At 64.1% G+C, this 17,190-nt stretch carries 14 protein-coding genes; 4 read left to right on the top strand and 10 right to left on the bottom strand.

Annotation, left to right across the window (positions count from 1 at the left end; all coding sequences use genetic code 11):
* The first annotated feature begins 38 nt into the window (after positions 1-38).
* From ptsP to B2J77_RS17215, 3 genes are read left to right on the top strand one after another with little or no spacing between them, the layout of a single operon-like run.
* Positions 39-2,891 (top strand): phosphoenolpyruvate--protein phosphotransferase, encoded by a 2,853-nt coding sequence (gene ptsP / locus B2J77_RS17225; RefSeq protein ID WP_078479092.1) that lies wholly within the window; start codon positions 39-41, stop codon positions 2,889-2,891.
* The gene (pfkB, locus tag B2J77_RS17220) at positions 2,892-3,839 is read left to right on the top strand and encodes a 1-phosphofructokinase (RefSeq protein ID WP_058639438.1); all 948 of its coding nucleotides are present in this window, start codon (positions 2,892-2,894) and stop codon (positions 3,837-3,839) included.
* Entirely contained in the window at positions 3,836-5,569 is a 1,734-nt protein-coding gene (locus tag B2J77_RS17215) for a PTS fructose-like transporter subunit IIB (RefSeq protein WP_078479091.1), read from the top strand. The genes pfkB and B2J77_RS17215 overlap by 4 nt, the downstream gene beginning before the upstream one ends.
* A gap of 99 nt (positions 5,570-5,668) precedes the next feature.
* Here the strand turns inward: B2J77_RS17215 and B2J77_RS17210 are convergent, their stop codons facing one another.
* Positions 5,669-5,893 (bottom strand): DUF3820 family protein, encoded by a 225-nt coding sequence (locus B2J77_RS17210; protein ID WP_058639436.1) that lies wholly within the window; start codon positions 5,891-5,893, stop codon positions 5,669-5,671.
* A gap of 197 nt (positions 5,894-6,090) precedes the next feature.
* Here B2J77_RS17210 and B2J77_RS17205 point away from each other — a divergent pair, with 197 nt between their 5' ends.
* Positions 6,091-6,567 carry a ferritin-like domain-containing protein gene (locus tag B2J77_RS17205; protein ID WP_058639435.1) on the top strand — a complete coding sequence of 159 codons (477 nt, stop codon included), beginning with the start codon at positions 6,091-6,093 and terminating at the stop codon, positions 6,565-6,567.
* Here B2J77_RS17205 and B2J77_RS17200 read toward each other — a convergent pair.
* From B2J77_RS17200 to B2J77_RS17160, 9 genes are all read right to left on the bottom strand, one after another.
* Entirely contained in the window at positions 6,564-8,060 is a 1,497-nt protein-coding gene (locus B2J77_RS17200; protein ID WP_058639434.1) for a diguanylate cyclase domain-containing protein, read from the bottom strand. The genes B2J77_RS17205 and B2J77_RS17200 overlap by 4 nt on opposite strands.
* Positions 8,061-8,197: 137 nt before the next feature.
* Positions 8,198-9,532: an OprD family porin gene (locus B2J77_RS17195; RefSeq protein ID WP_078479090.1), complete on the bottom strand. Its 1,335-nt coding sequence runs from the start codon at positions 9,530-9,532 to the stop codon at positions 8,198-8,200.
* 195 nt (positions 9,533-9,727) lie between these two features.
* Positions 9,728-9,952 (bottom strand): hypothetical protein, encoded by a 225-nt coding sequence (locus B2J77_RS17190; protein ID WP_078479089.1) that lies wholly within the window; start codon positions 9,950-9,952, stop codon positions 9,728-9,730.
* A 341-nt stretch (positions 9,953-10,293) separates the two neighbouring features.
* Positions 10,294-11,028 carry a YkgJ family cysteine cluster protein gene (locus B2J77_RS17185; RefSeq protein ID WP_078479088.1) on the bottom strand — a complete coding sequence of 245 codons (735 nt, stop codon included), beginning with the start codon at positions 11,026-11,028 and terminating at the stop codon, positions 10,294-10,296.
* On the bottom strand, positions 11,025-11,336 hold the full coding sequence (locus tag B2J77_RS17180) for a hypothetical protein (protein ID WP_058639430.1): 312 nt from the start codon (positions 11,334-11,336) through the stop codon (positions 11,025-11,027). Before B2J77_RS17180 ends, B2J77_RS17185 begins: the two co-directional genes overlap by 4 nt.
* Before the next feature lie 83 nt (positions 11,337-11,419).
* Positions 11,420-12,319 carry a chemotaxis protein gene (locus tag B2J77_RS17175; protein ID WP_058639429.1) on the bottom strand — a complete coding sequence of 300 codons (900 nt, stop codon included), beginning with the start codon at positions 12,317-12,319 and terminating at the stop codon, positions 11,420-11,422.
* A 72-nt stretch (positions 12,320-12,391) separates the two neighbouring features.
* Positions 12,392-13,576, bottom strand: coding sequence for an HlyD family type I secretion periplasmic adaptor subunit (locus B2J77_RS17170; protein ID WP_023534727.1), 1,185 nt, complete (start codon positions 13,574-13,576; stop codon positions 12,392-12,394).
* Positions 13,573-15,741 carry a type I secretion system permease/ATPase gene (locus tag B2J77_RS17165; protein ID WP_078479087.1) on the bottom strand — a complete coding sequence of 723 codons (2,169 nt, stop codon included), beginning with the start codon at positions 15,739-15,741 and terminating at the stop codon, positions 13,573-13,575. Before B2J77_RS17165 ends, B2J77_RS17170 begins: the two co-directional genes overlap by 4 nt.
* On the bottom strand, positions 15,738-17,174 hold the full coding sequence (locus B2J77_RS17160) for a TolC family outer membrane protein (protein WP_078479086.1): 1,437 nt from the start codon (positions 17,172-17,174) through the stop codon (positions 15,738-15,740). Before B2J77_RS17160 ends, B2J77_RS17165 begins: the two co-directional genes overlap by 4 nt.
* Positions 17,175-17,190: the final 16 nt, after the last annotated feature.

Raw genomic sequence — 17,190 nt, 5'->3', positions numbered from 1 at the left:
CTCCAGTACCCATCCGGGAACTGCAAAGGGAGAAGGTCATGCTTGAGCTCGCCAAGGAGCAGATAGCCATGGGCCAGACGGCCCCAGACAAGGCACATGCATTGCGCCTGCTGGCGGATCGCCTGGTCGCCGACGGACTGGTCGCCGAGGGCTACCTGCAAGGGTTGCAGGATCGCGAGGCGCAAGGTTCCACGTTCCTTGGCCAGGGCATCGCCATCCCCCACGGTACGCCGCAGACCCGCGACCTGGTGTACACCACGGGCGTGCGCCTGTTGCAGTTTCCCGAGGGTGTGGACTGGGGTGATGGGCAGATCGTGTACCTGGCCATTGGCATCGCCGCGCGCTCTGACGAGCACTTGCGCCTTCTGCAATTGCTGACCCGTGCCCTGGGCGAAACCGATCTGGCAGAAGCCCTGCGCCGTGCAGGCTCGGCCGAGGCCTTGCTCAAACTGCTGCAGGGTGCACCGCAGGCGCTGGCGCTCGATGCGCAATTGATCGCCCTGAACCTTCCGGCCGAAGACTTCGATGAGCTGGCCTGGCGCGGTGCGCGCCTGTTGCAGCGCGCCAACTGCGTGGACAGCGGCTTTGCCGCCGTGCTGCAGCAGGCAGAGCCGCTGCCGCTGGGAGAGGGTTTGTGGTGGCTGCACAGCGAACGCCAAGTTCGCCAGCCAGGCCTGGCCTTCGTCACCCCGGCACAACCTGTGCGTTATCGCGATCAACCGCTGACTGGCCTGTTCTGCCTGGCCAGCCTGGGGGCTGCCCACCAGGCATTGCTCGAACGGTTGTGCGAAGTGTTGATCGAAGGGCGCGGGCAGATGCTCTACCAGGCCACCAGCAGCCGCGCCGTGCTCGAAGTGCTCGGCGGCGAGGCGCCTGCCGACTGGCCGAGCGCACGCATCCTGCTGGCCAATGCCCACGGCCTGCATGCCCGCCCAGCCAAGGTGCTGGCGCAACTGGCCAAACGTTTCGAGGGCGACATTCGCGTGCGCGTGGTCGAGAGCGGTCAGCCTGGCGTCTCGGTGAAAAGCCTGAGCAAGCTGTTGAGCCTGGGCGCGCGCCGTGGCCAGGAACTGGAACTGGTGGCCGAGCCCGCTATCGCCGCCGATGCCCTGCCTGCGTTACTGGCAGCCATCGAGCAAGGGCTGGGCGAGGAGGTGGAGGCACTGCCGCTTGTCCCAGAGACCCCCGCGCAGCCAACCGTCGAAAAGGCGAAGGCGCCGGCGGCCGGCAGCCGCGTACAGGGTGTGGGCGCTGCCCCGGGTATCGCGTGCGGCCCTGCCCACGTCGTGACCGAGCGCACGTACGACTACCCGCTGCGCGGCGAGTCGTACGATCAGGAACGTCACAAGCTGACCCAGGCCGTGGCTACCGTCAGTGCCGATCTTCAGGTGCTGGTGCAGCGCAGCGACGCGGCCATCGGCGAGATTTTCGTCACCCATCAGGAAATGCTGGCCGACCCGGCTCTGACCGACGACGTCGAGCAGCGCCTGGCTCAGGGGGAGAGTGCCGCTGCCGCATGGGTGGCGGTGATCGAGTCAGCCGCCAGCCAGCAGGAAGCGCTGCATGACGCTTTGCTGGCCGAGCGGGCTGCCGACCTGCGCGACGTGGGCCGCCGCGTATTGGCCCAGCTGTGCGGGGTCCAGACGCAGAGCGAGCCTGACCAACCTTACGTACTGGTGATGAGCGAGGTCGGCCCCTCCGATGTCGCCAGGCTCGACCCGGCGCGGGTTGCCGGGATCGTCACGGCCCAGGGTGGCGCCACCGCGCACAGCGCCATTGTCGCCCGGGCGCTGGGTATCCCTGCCGTGGTCGGAGCCGGCGCCAGCGTGCTGCTAGTGGAAAACGGCACGCCGCTGCTGCTCGACGGCCAGCGCGGAGTGGTCAACGTCGCGCCGCCAGCCGATGAGCTGCAGCGTGCCTTGGCTGAGCGCGACCTGCGCGAGCAGCGCTTGCAAGCCGCGTGGGCCAACCGTTTCGACCCGGCCGTGACCCGTGATGGCCATGCCATCGAAGTGTTCGCCAACATCGGTGAAAGCAGCGGTATCGCCAAAGTGGTGGAGCAGGGGGCCGAAGGCGTCGGCCTGTTGCGCACCGAGCTGATCTTCATGGCCCATTCCCAGGCGCCAGATGTGGCCACCCAAGAGGCCGAGTACCGGCGCGTGCTCGATGGCCTGGACGGGCGCCCGCTGGTGGTGCGTACCCTGGACGTGGGCGGTGACAAGCCGCTGCCCTACTGGCCGATCGCCGCGGAAGAAAACCCCTTCCTCGGCGTGCGCGGCGTGCGCCTGACCCTGCAGCGCCCGCAGGTGATGGAAGACCAGCTGCGTGCTCTGCTGCGCGCCGCCGATCAACGCCCTTTGCGCATCATGTTCCCTATGGTCGGGCAGATGCACGAGTGGCGCGAGGCACGTGCGATGGTCGAGCGCCTGCGTATGGAGATTCCCGTGGCAGACCTGCAGGTGGGCATCATGGTCGAGGTGCCCTCGGCAGCCTTGTTAGCGCCACAACTGGCGCGCGAGGTGGACTTCTTCAGCATCGGCACCAATGACCTGACCCAATACACCCTGGCCATCGACCGTGGCCACCCCAGCCTGTCCGTCCAGGCCGATGGGCTGCATCCTGCGGTCCTCAGCCTGATCGACATGACAGTGCGCGCCGCCCACGCCCATGGCAAGTGGGTGGGGGTTTGCGGCGAACTGGCGGCTGACCCGCAGGCCGTCGCGGTGCTGCTGGGGCTTGAAGTGGACGAGCTGAGCGTGGCGTCGCGCAGCGTCGCCGAAGTCAAGGCTCTGGTGCGCCAGGCCGATTCCCGTACAGCCCGCGCTTTGGCGCGCGAGGCCTTGCAACAAGACAGTGCCGCCGCGGTTCGCGCGCTGGTGGAGCGTTATTGAATGGCCAAGATCCTTACCCTGACCCTCAACCCTGCCGTGGACATCACCATCGGGCTCGACAGCCTGCGCCCCGGTCACGTCAACCGCAGCCAGGCCCAGCACAGCCACGCAGCTGGCAAGGGCTTGAACGTCGCCCAGGTGCTGGCCGACCTGGGCCATACCGTGACCGTCAGTGGTTTTCTTGGGCAGGACAACCTGCAGGCGTTCGAAGCGCTGATCGACTGGCGCGGCTTCTGCGATTGCTTCGTGCGCGTGCCTGGGGAAACCCGCAGCAACCTCAAGCTGGTCGAGGCCGATGGCCGCGTCACCGACATCAATGGCCTGGGTCCGGAAGTGGACGCGGCCGCCCGCGATGCCTTGCTGCGCCTGTTGCGCCAGGAAGCACCGGGGCATGACGCCGTGGTCGTTGCCGGGAGCCTGCCACGCGGGATTAGCCCTCAATGGTTTGGTGATTTGCTCGATGAGCTCAAGGCCATGGGCTTGAAAGTGGCGCTGGACACCAGCGGCCAGGCGCTGCGCGTCGGTCTGCAAAGCCTGCCCTGGCTGGTCAAGCCCAATACCGAAGAGTTGGGCGAAGCCCTGGGCACGCCCGTGGACGATGCCGATCAACAGCGACTGGCCGCCCGACAGCTACTGGATGAGGGCGTCGAGCACGTGGTGGTTTCGGCCGGCGAGCACGGGGTACGCTGGTTCGCCCATGATTTCACCCTGGCGGCGGTACCGCCCAAGGTGAAGGTGGCCAGCACGGTCGGTGCTGGGGACTCCCTCGTGGCCGGCATGGTCCACGGGCTGTTGCAGGGTGAAGCCGCATCGCGCACCTTGGCCCGTGCCACCGCCATCGCCGCACAGGCCGTCACCCAGGTGGGTTTCGGCATCAACGACCATGACCAGTTGGCCCGCCTGCAAGCCGCTGTGAGCCTGACAGAACAACAAGAGGGTTGCCAATGAACATTGTCATTCTCACTGCCTGCCCCAATGGCCAGGTATCGAGCGTGCTCAGCGCACGTCTGCTGGCGGCTGCGGCCCAGCGCCGTGGCTGGACCACCCAGGTCGAGGTGCAGGATGCCGAGCATCCCGAACGACAGCTCGACGCAGCGCAGATCGCCGACGCCGACTGGGTGCTGGTGGTCAGCACCGGCCCGGTGGACCTTACCCGCTTTGTAGGCAAGCGTGTGTACCAGAGCACGCCGTCCCAGGCTTTGGCTGACCGCGAAGGTTTTCTCGACGAAGCAGCTGCCAATGCGCAGCCGCTGATGGCCGTAGCCCCCGATGTCGACACCCGCGAGGAAGTGCGCATCGTTGCAGTCACTGCGTGCCCGACTGGCGTCGCCCATACCTTCATGGCGGCCGAAGCCCTGCAACAGGCCGCGCAACAGATGGGCTACCAGCTCACCGTTGAAACCCAGGGCTCGGTCGGGGCACGCAACCCGCTTTCGGCCCAAGCCATCGCAGCTGCCGACGTGGTGCTGCTGGCCGCTGACATCGAGGTGCCCGCAGCGCGCTTTGCGGGCAAGCGCATCTACCGCTGCGGCACTGGCATTGCGCTCAAGCAGGCCCGCGCCACCCTGGACAAGGCGCTGGCCGAAGCCAAGGTGGAGGAGGGTGGGACTGCTTCGGCCAGCGCTGCCGCCAGCAAGGGCGAAAAAACCGGCGTCTACAAGCACCTGCTGACCGGTGTCTCGTTCATGCTGCCCATGGTCGTGGCCGGGGGCCTGCTGATTGCCTTGTCGTTCGTGTTCGGTATCGAAGCCTACAAGCAAGCGGGGACGCTACCGGCTGCGCTGATGCAGATCGGCGGTGAAGCGGCCTTCAAGCTGATGGTGCCACTGCTGGCCGGCTATATCGCCTGGTCCATCGCCGATCGGCCAGGGTTGGCCCCAGGCATGATCGGCGGGCTGCTGGCCAGCACCCTGGGTGCCGGCTTCATCGGCGGCATCGTGGCGGGCTTTCTGGCCGGCTACAGCGCCAAAGCCATTGCCCGCTGGGCGAAGCTGCCCACCAGTCTGGAGGCGCTCAAGCCGATCCTGATCATTCCCTTGCTGGCCAGCCTGTTCACCGGTCTGGTGATGATCTATGTGGTGGGGCAGCCGGTGGCGGCCATGCTCGAAGGCCTTACGCGGTTTCTCGACAGCATGGGCACCACCAACGCGATCCTGCTGGGGCTGCTGCTTGGTGGCATGATGTGCGTCGACCTCGGCGGACCGATCAACAAGGCCGCTTATGCGTTCTCGGTAGGGTTGCTGGCGTCTTCGAGCTATGCCCCGATGGCTGCCACCATGGCCGCCGGCATGGTACCGCCGATTGGCCTGGGCTTGGCCACGTTCCTGGCCAGGCGCAAGTTTGCCCAGAGCGAGCGGGAGGCGGGGAAGGCGGCCTTGGCACTGGGGCTGTGCTTCATTTCCGAAGGGGCCATCCCATTCGCCGCCAAGGATCCGCTGCGAGTGATTCCGGCGAGCCTGGCAGGGGGCGCGCTGACCGGGGCCTTGTCCATGTACTTTGGTTGCAAACTCATGGCGCCCCATGGCGGACTGTTCGTCCTGTTGATCCCGAACGCCATCAACCATGCCGCGTTGTACCTGTTGGCGATTGTCGCAGGTAGCTTGTTGACGGCGGTGGTGTATGCGCTGATCAAGAAGAACGAAAACGTCGAGCTGATGGTGGCGCCGGCCAAGGGATAGAGGTGCTTAACGGCAAGCCTTTTCGGCTACGGATGCCGCTCTTAAGGGGCGGCGTCAGCCTGGCACAGTGCCGTTTACCGGCACGGTCGGCGAACCCGCTCAACACCCATGCTTGCGCCGCAATGGCACCAGCAGGTCACTCAGACCGTTATGGTCGACTTCATGCATCAAGGCCAGCAACTCCCCTAGCTCCCCTGTTGGAAAGCCCTTGCGCGCAAACCACGCCAGGTAATCGCCCGGCAGGTCGGCAATGATCCGACCTTGGTATTTGCCAAACGGCATACTGCGAGTCACTAACAGTTCAAGACTTTGCTGGTTGAACATTTTTCAGATCTGAACGTGAAAATGCCGACCATACGGCAATCTGCACGAGTACCCAAGCGTAATCATGCAGAATGCTGCTTTCCAAATAATATTTGATTTGGCTAAGTCATTGAAATATATGCATTTTATAAGATTGCTCAATTTGGCACGATCACTGCTCCTATCCAGATGACTATCACCTGCCAAGGAGTTTTGCCATGAGTGACGTTAACAAAGACGTTATCAACGTATTGAACGACCTGATCGAGTACAGCAAAGACGGCGAAAAGGGTTTCCGTGAATCGGCCGATGATGTCAAGAATCCTGAACTGAAAGCGTTCTTCGTTCAACGTGCTGGCGAGTGCGCGAATGCTGCTGCCGAACTGCAAAGCGAAGTACGTAGGCTTGGCGGGGATCCAGAGACATCTACCAGCATTACAGCTGATATCCATCGGGGATGGGTGAACTTCAAGTCCATGCTGACAGGTAAGAGCGAAGAGGCAGTGCTCAACGAAGTCGAGCGCGGTGAGGATCATGCGCTGAAGGCCTACAAAGAGGCCCGTGAGAAACTGGTGAAGCTGGGTCGTAGTGCAACAGACTCCACCTACACCCTGGTCGAGAAACAGCTGCAAGGCGTACAGCGCAACCATGACCAAGTAAAGGCGCTGCGTGATTCGGCCCGCGCCCGCTCTTAAGTGACCGGGCCTTCTACCCGGTTGCGGCCCTTGGCCTTGGCCCGGTAGAGCGCTTCATCCGCACCACCCAGCATGGCTGCTAGGCCCTGCTGGGTGTTTGCGTTGAAGCTGCCAATGCCGATGCTCACCGTGACCGGCTGGGTATCGTTACCGAAAGGAGCGAGTCGCTCGACGCTACGGCATATCCGTTCTGCCAGCAGCCGTGCACCTTGCGCGTCGGTTTCTGGCAGTACCACCTGAAATTCCTCCCCGCCATACCGAGCAGCCAGATCGGCCGGCCGACGGATGCAGGCCTCGATGGCCTTGGCCACCTCGCGCAGTGCGTGATCACCGCCCGCATGGCCGTGGCGCTGATTGAACGCCTTGAAATGGTCCACATCGACCATCAGCACCGTCAGTGGCTGGCGGGTACGCTGGGCACGTGCCCATTCATGGCGCAGCATTTGATCCAGGTGCCGGCGATTGGCCAGGCCGGTCAGGCTGTCGGTCGCGGCCAAGGACGCCAGGCGCTGTTCAGCCTGGTAACGGCGATGCAGCTCCCGGCCGAGCAGCCAGGTCAACCAGATGATCCCTGCACACAGCAGCCCGGTGGCGACGCTGACCAGCAGCGCCGTGCGGCGCCAGGACGCGAACACCTCGTCGGTGGCATGCACCACCAGCACGATCAGCGGCAGGTCGCCCACCCGTGCAAAGGTATACATGTGCTCGCTGTTATCCCCGGCTGAGGCCGCGACGAAGCTGCCACTTTGTTGCCCGAGTATTCGCTGGAAATTGGGCTTGCCGGCGTACTGGCTGCCCACAGATGGGTCGGACGGGCCCATGGGTTGGCGGGCCAGTAGCTGGCCTTCGACGTTGAACAGGTTCACGCTGCTGTTGGCACCGATATCCAGGCGTTTGAACAGATCGGTGACATAGCCAAGGCGCAGTGCGCCAGCCGCAATCCCGGCGAAATTGCCGTTCGGGTCGGTGATGCGCCGGCTGAAGCTGATGCACCAGTCCAGGTCGCCCAACCGGGCCTTGAACGGCGGCCCCACCAGCAGGGCGGTGTTTGGGTTGTGCAAGTGGGTCTGGAACACGCCCGTGTCCCGGAAGTTGGCCTTGCGCGGTACGCTGCTGGTCGAATCACCTACCACGTCACCATTGCTGTTCAGCCACAGTACGTCCCCGCGCTTGCGGTCGGCGAAGGTATCATCGAACAGCAGCCGTTGGCGCAGGGGGCCGGGTACCGAGGGCAGCTCCTTGCGGCCTACCGCCCAGATCAACCCTTGAAGGGCCTGATCATAAAGCTCGACATTGCGCAGGATGTCACTTTCGATCAATTGCACGATGTTGTTGGCCGAGCGTACGGCCGATTGCTCCACGCTCTCACGCTCGCGCATCAGCAAGTAGCTGACGATGGCCACGATGGCGAGCACGGCCAGGCAACTGCCCAGCACGAGAGCCAGTTCAGGGTGCGACCGGGAAGAGGCAAGGCGTAACGGTGAGGTAGGCATGGTCGCGACTGCTGGGGGCCATTTGCGGCGGCGACATTCTAGGCAAGAGGTGATTGTCGGACAAGTTCGCCCGACGGAATCACAGCGCGGCAGAGATCGCCCTGCCGCACGGATTAGCCAGTGTCTGTACCAGGCTGTCAGAACACGTTCAGAGGGTAGTCGACGATGACGCGCACTTCGTCGTTGTTGCTGTTGCCATCGATCGAGGCGTAGCCTTGGCCGCCGCGGTGCGTGGCGTAACGGACCAGCACCGAGAGGTCTTTGAGGTCGCCTTCCTGGAACACGTACTTGACGTCCAGGTCGCGTTCCCAGTGCTGGGCCTGCTTGCCATCAGCCCGGTAGTAGTCGTAATGGATGTTGTCCTGGGCAGCCTTGGTCAGGTCGGCCTTGCCCCGCGAGTACGACAGCGATGCGCTCAGGCCAGGCAGGTCGAGGCCGGCGAAGTCATACCCGTACTGAAGTTTCCAGGACCGCTCGTTCGGCGCGTTGAAGTCCGAATACATGCGCGAGTTGTCCAGGTAGACGCTGTCTCCGAGGTTGATGTAGTCGAACGGCGTATCGCCGTTAACCCGCTGATAGGCGGCGGTCACGGTATGAGCGCCTGCATTGAGGGTCAGGTGCAGGCTGTAGGTGTTGTTGTCGATGCTGCCCAGCAAGGCCCGGCCTGTGTCTTGCGTATGGTAGAAGTGAGCGCCAGGGTTGAGGCTGACCTGCTCGTTGACCACATAGGTGTAGTCGAAGTCGGCGTAGTACTGGTTCCAGATGTCCTTGAGTTCAGCCGCATACACGCTGGTCGTGATGTTGGGTGTACCGCTCCAGGCCGCGCCCGCCCAGCTCAGGTGCTTGCTCTTGCCGCGCTCATCCAGTGAGCCGTAGTAGGTGTCGATACGGCGATGGCCGCTTTGGTTGTAGGGCTTGGTGAAACTGACCTTGCCACCCTCAAGCAGCAGCCCTTCGACGCTGGTGTTGGTCAGGCTGATACCCCGGAACGTCTGCGGCAGCATGCGGGTTTCGCCACCGGCGATCACGGGGTTGGTCAGAAACAGATCACCGGCCTTGAACTCGGTGTCCAGCGCCTTGAGCTTGAGCGCCGCGCCTGCGGTGGAAAACGAATGCGGGGCTGCCCCCAGTTCACCGTCGCTTTTCACACGGGTCGGCAGGATGCTGGTGCCTGCATGACCACCACCACCGTCGAGCTTCACCCCTAGCATGGCGTGCGCGTCCAGACCGAAACCGACAGTGCCTGGTGTGTAACCGGATTCGAAGCGCGCCACTGCCCCTTGACCCCATTCCCGCGTATCGCGTGCACCGTGATTGTGGGTATCGCGGTTGAAATAAGCATTGCGCAAGTGCAGGTTCAACGACGATCCCTCGACAAAACCCTCGGCGTTGTCATCGGTGGCCTGAGCCGTGACGGGAATACTTGCACTGAGCGCAATGAAAAGCGGGGTGAAGCGAAACGCGAAAGACACCGGTATAGACTCCTTGATCGGTAGGCGGGGCAGTGCTTGTTATAAGGGATGGCCATGCTTGGCGCATGACACAACTGCCAGGAAAAAACACAGCGCATACGAAAAAAAGCCGCTGATAGGGCAGCGGCTTTTAGAGGCTAACATATTGAAACAGATGAATCCCATGGCGCCTGTTGAACGCGCCGAGGCGTAGGCTCAGCTGTCGGCGTCGGTATCGACAACCGCTTTGGACGCTGTCTGCGGCGAGCCTTTGACGGTGTCGGCATGCTGTGTGGCCACTGTTTCACGGGCCTCCTGATGGGCCGCTGCGAACTCGGCGTTGCGGGCCACGAATGCAGGCGACTCTTCGGCCATGGCCAGGGGGGACAACAACAGGGACGACAGGACGAACACGCTGGCAATACCCATACTGTTGGACATTTCTAACTACCTTCTTGCGGTGCAAGTACTAATGAGGACAGGGGTAAAGTTAGTCGTGTGGAGGCAGTTTAAACAGAGCGAAGTTGGATAAGCACTGTTGCGTAAAAGGTAAGTATCGGGGCTGGAATGGCGGGGATTTTCTTTGAAATGCCCGGTTTAGAGCCTTGTAGGGAACTAGTGAGAGCCGAGGTTCAGAGTGGGCGTTAGGGGGCTCACATTCAGACGGTTACTGGACGCGGACGGAGCGCACGCTTGCCTCGGCCAGAACGGCCACGAAGGTGGCAGCTGCAGGTGCTCAGCTTCGCAGCTCACATTGCCGGGGCCGCAAAGCGGCCCCGCCCCTAGAACCCGATAAACGCGTAATAAACCGGTGGCTGGTCAGTCACCTGTACCCCGTGCGCCTGTAACTGTGCCTGCAATGCCGCATCCTCAACATGCAGAGCCCAAGATCCCCAGATGTCCTGGGGCAGCTCTGCAAGCGCTGTGGCAAACGCATGCATGTCAGGCAAGTAGGCAGTAAAGCCGTTGCCTTTAAGCGCGCTAGTCGTCATGCCCAGTGCATGGCAGACCGCCACCTTGGCCGCGATGTCCTCCCTGTCTGCCTGCCGAGAGGCCTGCACCAACGCCTGCAACTGGGCATCGACCAACTGCGTGCCGTGGATCAGGTCAGGCCCCTGTTGCCAGGCCTCAGGCGGGCAATCCTTGCTCTCGGGCCGCAAGGGGATGTGTGGGTTGATTTCAACCGGATAGATCCTGCACACCAGCGGGCGCTGGTCGTAAATGGCGCACAGGTCGTTGTCGGCCAGATAGCGGCAGCGGCCAGGGTTGAAGGCCGCGAAGGTTACCGACACCCGGATCTGGCCGTCGGCACTGGGTACGGCGTGAGAGCGCAACAGCACATGTTCGCGTTGCTCAGGAGGCATGCCAGGGCCGTCGACGACGAATGCCTCTATCAGCACGATTACCTGCCCACCGTCGCGGGCCCAGCGCTGCGACTCGACCAGGGTCAGGGGCACATGGTGGCCGCTGCAGCACTTGCCACAGCCGGTGCAGGCGAAACGCAGGCTATCGCTCACTTGGTTTGCGGGCTCCATTCACTTACATACGCCCGCTGCTGCTTGCGGTCATACAGGCACAACTCGGTACCGGTACGCTGCTTCATGTGCTTTTGCGGGTACACGCCTTCGATCAGCAGTGCGCTCATGCCGGACTGGTCGTCGAACTCGGCGGGCTTGCCGCGAGCATGGGCGTTCTTGAACTGGCTGGCAGCCAGGCAGGCCTTGAGCATCTGCTGACGGTGCTCGTTCCAGGCCTGGCTGCTGGAGGCCTGGACGAGGCCGCTGAACAGGGCGCAACTGATCAGGATGAGGCTGATACGTTTCATGCGTGGCTTCCTGCTGGTTGCGAGAGGGTCTGGAAGTATGCCCCAGTCAGTCCGAGGGGCAAACCCGAAGCCGTGCTGGCAGGTCAGCGCTCAGCGAAGACCACGGCCCGCGCCGCCACCACCAGGCAGTCGGTCAACTCGGGGGACGAGAACTTGGTCAAGATGGCGTTGGCCCCGGCCTGGGTCGCCTTTTCGCTGCTCATGGCGCTGTCCAGCGAGGTGTGCAGCAGCACGTACACGTGCTGAAAATCCGGGCTCTCGCGCAGGCTGCGGGTGAAGGCATAGCCGTCCATCTCGCTCATCTCGATGTCCGAGACGATGACATTGATCTCCTGCGCCGTGCCTTGCAGCTCCAGCAGAATGCCGATGGCGTCCTTGGCACTGCGGGCGGTACGGCACTCGATCCCCAGGTTGCGCAGGGTATGCACCGACTGTTGCAGGGCGACGTTGCTGTCGTCGACCACCAGGATGTTGGCGGCGGCCAGCAGGCTGGCGTCCTCGACGCTCAGGCCACTGGCGGGCGATTCGACGGGTGCCGGGGCGATGCCGTGAATGACCTTCTCGATGTCGAGCACCTGCACCAAGGTGTTGTCCACACGGGTAACGCCGGTTATGAACGACTGTTTGCCCGCACCGTAAGGCGGCGGTTTGATGTCGGTGCTCAGGCAGTGCACGATGCGGCTGACCGCCTGCACGTGCAGGCCCTGGCGCGAGCGGCTGATCTCGGTGACGATCAAGCACCCTGCGTTGGGGTCGGCCAGCGGTCGCTCGCCAATGGCGCGGGACAAGTCGATCACTGACAGCGGGTGCCCGCGCAGGGTCGCTACGCCTTTGACATGGGGGTGGGACTCGGGAAGCTTGGTCAGCGCTGGGCACGGAATGATTTCGCTGACCTTGAGCAGGTTGATTGCCATCAGCTTGCCGCTGCGCAGGGTGAACAACAGCAGGGACAACGCGTCCGCGCGGGCATTTTGCTTGGCCATGGTGACCTTCGGTGGGGAACAGGGGATAACAGGTTATCGGCCTGTTCCGTCAAGGCTTTAGGGGCGCCTGCGCTAACGTTCGCGCAAGGCTTCCTTGGCACGGTTCAGGGGTTTGATGAGGTAGTCGAGTATGGTCTTCTCCCCGGTGCGAATATCCACCGTGGCGATCATCCCCGGCACGATCGCAAACTGCTTGCCGGCCTTGTTCTGCAGGCTGTCCTGTTCGGTGCGAATGAACACCCGGTAATAATAGATTTCAGGTTTGACCTCGTCCTGCAGGGTGTCCGGCGAAATCCCCACCACCTTGCCGTCCAAGCCGCCATACACCGAGTAGTCGTAGGCGCTGATTTTCACTTTCGCGGCCTGGTCGGGGTGAATGAAGGCAATGTCCCGTGGCGCGATGCGGGTTTCGATCAGCAGGCGTTCATCCATCGGTACGATCTTCATCACCTGGCCGCCGGGCTGCACCACACCGCCCAGGGTATTGACCTCGATGTCCTTGACGATGCCCCGCACAGGCGAGCGCAGGGTCAGGCGCGTCAATGAGTCGCTGCGGCCACGAATCACCTCCGACAGGCTGTCGGCCTCGGCACTGGCCTTGGCCAGCTCTTCCCTGGCTCGCACCAGGTACTCCGAGCGCGCCTCGGTGGCCTTGAGCTCCAGTTCCGAGCGTTGACGGTTCAGGCGGATGACCTCGACGCGGCTGGAGGCGCCCATCTTCGCCAGGTTTTCGGTGATCTTGAGCTCGCTGCGCACCAGCCGCAGCGAGTCCTCGATACCGGCCAATGTCTGCTCAAGGCCACGGCGGCGGGTGGTGTACAGCGCCGTCTCCGCCTCGATCAGCTCGGGCGACTCGCGCAGGCTGGCCGGGAATTTCAGCGGCTTGCCCGTGACCTCTGCCTGCAGCCGCGCCTGGCTGGCCTTGGCCGCGCGGTACTTGGCTTCGCTTTCGCCCACGCTCGATGATGTCTTGGTCGGGTCAAGCTGGGCCAGGACCTGGCCGCGCTCGACAAGGTCACCTTCGGCCACGCTCATCTGCGCGACGATGCCTCCTTCGAACGACTGGATGACCTGTTCGCGAGAGCTGGGGATGACCTTGCCCGTGCCGGTGGACACCTCGGTCACCTCGAACCAGGCAGCCCAAGCCAGGAATGCCGCCAGCATCACCGCGCACAGGGTGATCAGGCGCCCGGCCCGAAACACCGCCTGGTCATCCTGACCATCGAGATAAGAGGCGGGAAGTTCATGGTTGCTCATGCCTGCGCTCCTTGCAGTTTGGCCAACGCGACGTCGCGCGCGTCGTCGATCACGATACGGCCGCCGTCGAGCACCAGGATGCGGTCCACCCGTTGCAGCACGCTCAACCGGTGGGTGGCTATCACCAGGGTGCGGCCCTGGCAGAAGCGGTCCAGGTTATCCAACAACCGGCGCTCGGTAATGTCATCGAGCGAAGCAGTAGGTTCGTCCAGCAGCAGCACCTGCGGCTGGCGCACCAGCAACCGCGACAGCACCAGCGCCTGGCGCTGCCCACCGGACAGGCCCAGGCCGCCTTCGAGGATCAGGTGATCCATGCCTTTGGGCAGGCGACGCACGAAATCCAGCGCACCGGTGGCCGACAGCGCCGCCACCAGCTCCTGATCGCTGGCCTGGCCGGCGCCCAGGGTCAGGTTCTCGCGCAGGGTGCCGTGGAACAGCCTGGCGTATTGGGCCAGCAAGCCTACGTCACGGCGCAGGTCGGCCGGGTCCAGGTGCGCCATGGCGATACCGTCCAGGCTCACCTCGCCCTGCATCAGGTCCATGCTGCCGGCCAGCGCCTGCAGCAACGTCGACTTGCCAGCGCCGTTGCGGCCAAGCACGGCAATGCGCTCACCCGGACGAATGTCCAGCTGCGCGATGTTGAGCACAGGCGGCGCTTCTTCGCTGTAGCGGAAGGTGGCCTGGCGCAAGCGGTATTCACCGCGCAGGGCAGGCATGTGCACCCGTGCCTCGCCTTCAGGATGGTCCACTGGCGATTGCATCAGCTTGTCCAGCCCTTGCAGGGCCACCTTGGCCTGCTGCCATCGGGTCAGGACATGGGTCAGTTGGGCCAGCGGCGCCATCATGCGCGAGGCCAGCATGGAGGCGGCCACCAGGCTGCCGGTGGTCAGGTCACCGGCGATCACCATGGGCGCACCGATCACGATGACCACGGCGAACACGGCCCCTTGCACATTCTGCGTCCAGGCCACCAGCCCGTTGGTGAGGGTGCGCAGGCGCAGGTTGGTGTGGGCGCAGGCGGCGTTGTACTGGTTCCATTGCCGCTCGAAACGCGCTTCGGCTTGCAGGGCCTTGATCTCGTCCAGGCCTTGGATGCTCTCGACCAGCATGGCGTTGCGCAACGAGGACTCGCGCATCGAGGCATTGGCTAACCGTGCCAGGCGCCGCTGCGCGAGCAAGCCCGGCACCACCATCGCCACCAGGGCTACGATCGGCACGAACACCAGCACGCCGCCGATCAGCCAGAACACGAACAGGAACAGCAGGAAGAAGGGCAGGTCGGCCAGTGCCGTCGCGGTGCTGGAGGTGATCAGGTCGCGGATGGACTCCAGCTCGCGCAACTGCGAAATGAACGAGCCGGTGGACTTGGGCCGCACCGAGTTGCGCAGGCGCAGGGCGTGGCCGTAGACCAGGTCGCTGACGCGCAGGTCGGCTCGCTTGCCCAACAGGTCGGTAACCTTGAGCCGCAGCAGGCGCATGCTGAAGTCGAACACCAGCGCCAGCACCACGCCGCCAAACAGCACATACAAGGTCGGCAGCGATTCGGCCGGAATCACGCGGTCGTAGACCTGCATCGAGAACAGCACCCCGGCCAGCGCCAGAACGTTGGCGACCAGCGAGGCGATCATCACTTGCCCATACGGGCGCAGGTCGCGCAGCACGATGCGGGCGAACCAGTGACGGTCGTACGGGGCGGTGTAGTCATCGGTGCGCACATCGCGCAGTGGCCGTGCAGGGCGCAGCAGTGCAACGCGGGTGATCCTGCCTTGCAGCGCATCGCGGGGCAGGCGCGAGGTCAGCCCTTGATCGCCTGCGAAGACCACCGCCAGGTCATCCTCCTGGGTCACCGACTCGACCACGGCCAATTGGCCGTCATCAAGCTCCAGCACCAGCGGCGTGCGCCATTGCCGCAAGCCTTTTGCGTCGAAACGCACAAAGCGCAAGGCCAGGCCGGCCTGGCGTGCCATGTGGCGCAGGATTTCGTCCAGGGGCCGGGCATCCTCATCGGCGGCCAGGCGGATGCGCTGGGGGGACACGTCCAGACGATAGTGATGCGCGACCTGCAGCATCACCTCCAGCCAAGGGCCGAGGTCAGCCCGCGCGCTGGTGGCAGGTGCCGGGGCGTGGGCCTGTTCGGGCAGTGTCACATTGACCGGATCGCTCATGGCTGAATCTCCACACCTTGCAGGTTACGCCCCTCGAGGCCGAAGGCCGCCCGCAGGGCGCCCGTGTTGTAGAGGCAGTCCACGTCCAGGCGCAGCAGGTCGGAACGAGTGCCGGCCAGTTCGAAGCGCGACTGGTAGATTTCCTGCTCGGCATTGAGCAAGTCGAGCAGGGGGCGCGTGCCCAGGTCCAGGTACTGGCGGCCGTAAAGCATCCGCGCTTCCTGAATGCTGTCCTGGCGGGCCTCGAGCGAGTTCAGGCGGCGGCCCAGCCCCGCTGTTTGCGCGGTGGCCTCGGCCAGGCCGCGGCGGGCCTGCAAGCGCGCGGCATCCTCGGCCGAATCGGCGGCCGTCAGGGCATAGCCCGCCGCGCGACTGCGGGCACTGATGGAGCCGCCCTGGTAGATCGGCACCTCCACGTTGAGGTAGATACCGGCCTGGGTACGGTCCAGGCGTGAGTTGTCACGGTTGTAGTCATTGTCCAGGTAGTGGTTGACCTGGGGCTGCAACGACACGGTAGGATAAGCCTCGGCCTTGGCCTGGGCCAGTTCGGCCTGGCCCTGGGCACGTTGGGCAAGCGCCATCAGTACCGCTGGCAGGCGCTCGTCGCCCTGGCTCGGCCGCTTGCAGGCCTGGGCCAGTTCCCGAGGCGTTCGTTCGTCCAGGGAGACCGGCGTGGCGCGTCCGAGCAAGGCCGCCAGGGTCGAGCGCCAGCGCTCGTATTGGGCACTGTATTCTTCCAGCACGGCGCGGGCGCTTTGTACCCGCGACTCGGCCTGGACCACGTCGGAGCGGGTGCTGGCGCCCATGTCACTGCGCTGGCGGGCCATGCTGGCAATGTCGCCTACCCCACGGATCTGGTCACGGGCAATGCCGATCAGCTGCTCATAGCGGCGCGTTTCGATCCAGGCGTAGGCCGTGTCGCGGGCCAGGTCATCGACCACCAGCAGGATATTGGCCTGGGCCCGGGCGGCTGCGGCCTGGGCAGCGCTGACCGCATGATCGACCTTGCCGAAGTCGTACAGCATCTGCTTGAGCGACAGGTTGATGGCCTGGCTGCTGCGGTCACCGCCGTAGCCGGTGTCATAACCGGTACGCAGGCCGCCGGAAATCTGCGGGTAATAACCTGCGCGGGCGACATTGATACCTTCGCCTTGCTTGTACAGGTTGCCGATGGCCTCGGCGATGCTCGGGTGCCATTGCGCGGCTTGCAACACGGCCTCGGACAGCCCCAAGGGCTGCGCGCCGGCGACCGGGGCCATGCCCACGGCGGGCCTTGCCGGTACCGCGTCAGGCGCGTCCCTGAGCAGGGACGGCCCGATCTGGCGTAATGCAGGGTCTATGTCATCGGCGGCCTGGGCCACCGGTTGAAAATTCAAGGCCAGGAGCCCGAAGGCTCCCAGCAACCACGGTGAAAGCGTACTGCTTGGCTTCACAGAGTGTCCTTACTGC

It is taken from the genome of Pseudomonas parafulva, assembly GCF_002021815.1.
GTDB classification, from domain to species: Bacteria; Pseudomonadota; Gammaproteobacteria; order Pseudomonadales; family Pseudomonadaceae; genus Aquipseudomonas; species Aquipseudomonas parafulva_B.
The sequence above is the reverse complement of the archived record's forward strand: the minus strand, read 5'-3'. Positions and strand labels throughout refer to the sequence as shown.

Coding starts and splice junctions, on each gene's coding strand:
- B2J77_RS17170 (WP_023534727.1), bottom strand. CDS start 13,576: ATGAGCAACCATGAACTTCCCGCCTCTTATCTCGATGGTCAGGATGAC.
- B2J77_RS17215 (WP_078479091.1), top strand. CDS start 3,836: ATGAACATTGTCATTCTCACTGCCTGCCCCAATGGCCAGGTATCGAGC.
- B2J77_RS17175 (WP_058639429.1), bottom strand. CDS start 12,319: ATGGCCAAGCAAAATGCCCGCGCGGACGCGTTGTCCCTGCTGTTGTTC.
- B2J77_RS17165 (WP_078479087.1), bottom strand. CDS start 15,741: ATGAGCGATCCGGTCAATGTGACACTGCCCGAACAGGCCCACGCCCCG.
- B2J77_RS17190 (WP_078479089.1), bottom strand. CDS start 9,952: ATGTCCAACAGTATGGGTATTGCCAGCGTGTTCGTCCTGTCGTCCCTG.
- B2J77_RS17200 (WP_058639434.1), bottom strand. CDS start 8,060: ATGCCTACCTCACCGTTACGCCTTGCCTCTTCCCGGTCGCACCCTGAA.
- B2J77_RS17210 (WP_058639436.1), bottom strand. CDS start 5,893: ATGTTCAACCAGCAAAGTCTTGAACTGTTAGTGACTCGCAGTATGCCG.
- ptsP (WP_078479092.1), top strand. CDS start 39: ATGCTTGAGCTCGCCAAGGAGCAGATAGCCATGGGCCAGACGGCCCCA.
- B2J77_RS17205 (WP_058639435.1), top strand. CDS start 6,091: ATGAGTGACGTTAACAAAGACGTTATCAACGTATTGAACGACCTGATC.
- pfkB (WP_058639438.1), top strand. CDS start 2,892: ATGGCCAAGATCCTTACCCTGACCCTCAACCCTGCCGTGGACATCACC.
- B2J77_RS17180 (WP_058639430.1), bottom strand. CDS start 11,336: ATGAAACGTATCAGCCTCATCCTGATCAGTTGCGCCCTGTTCAGCGGC.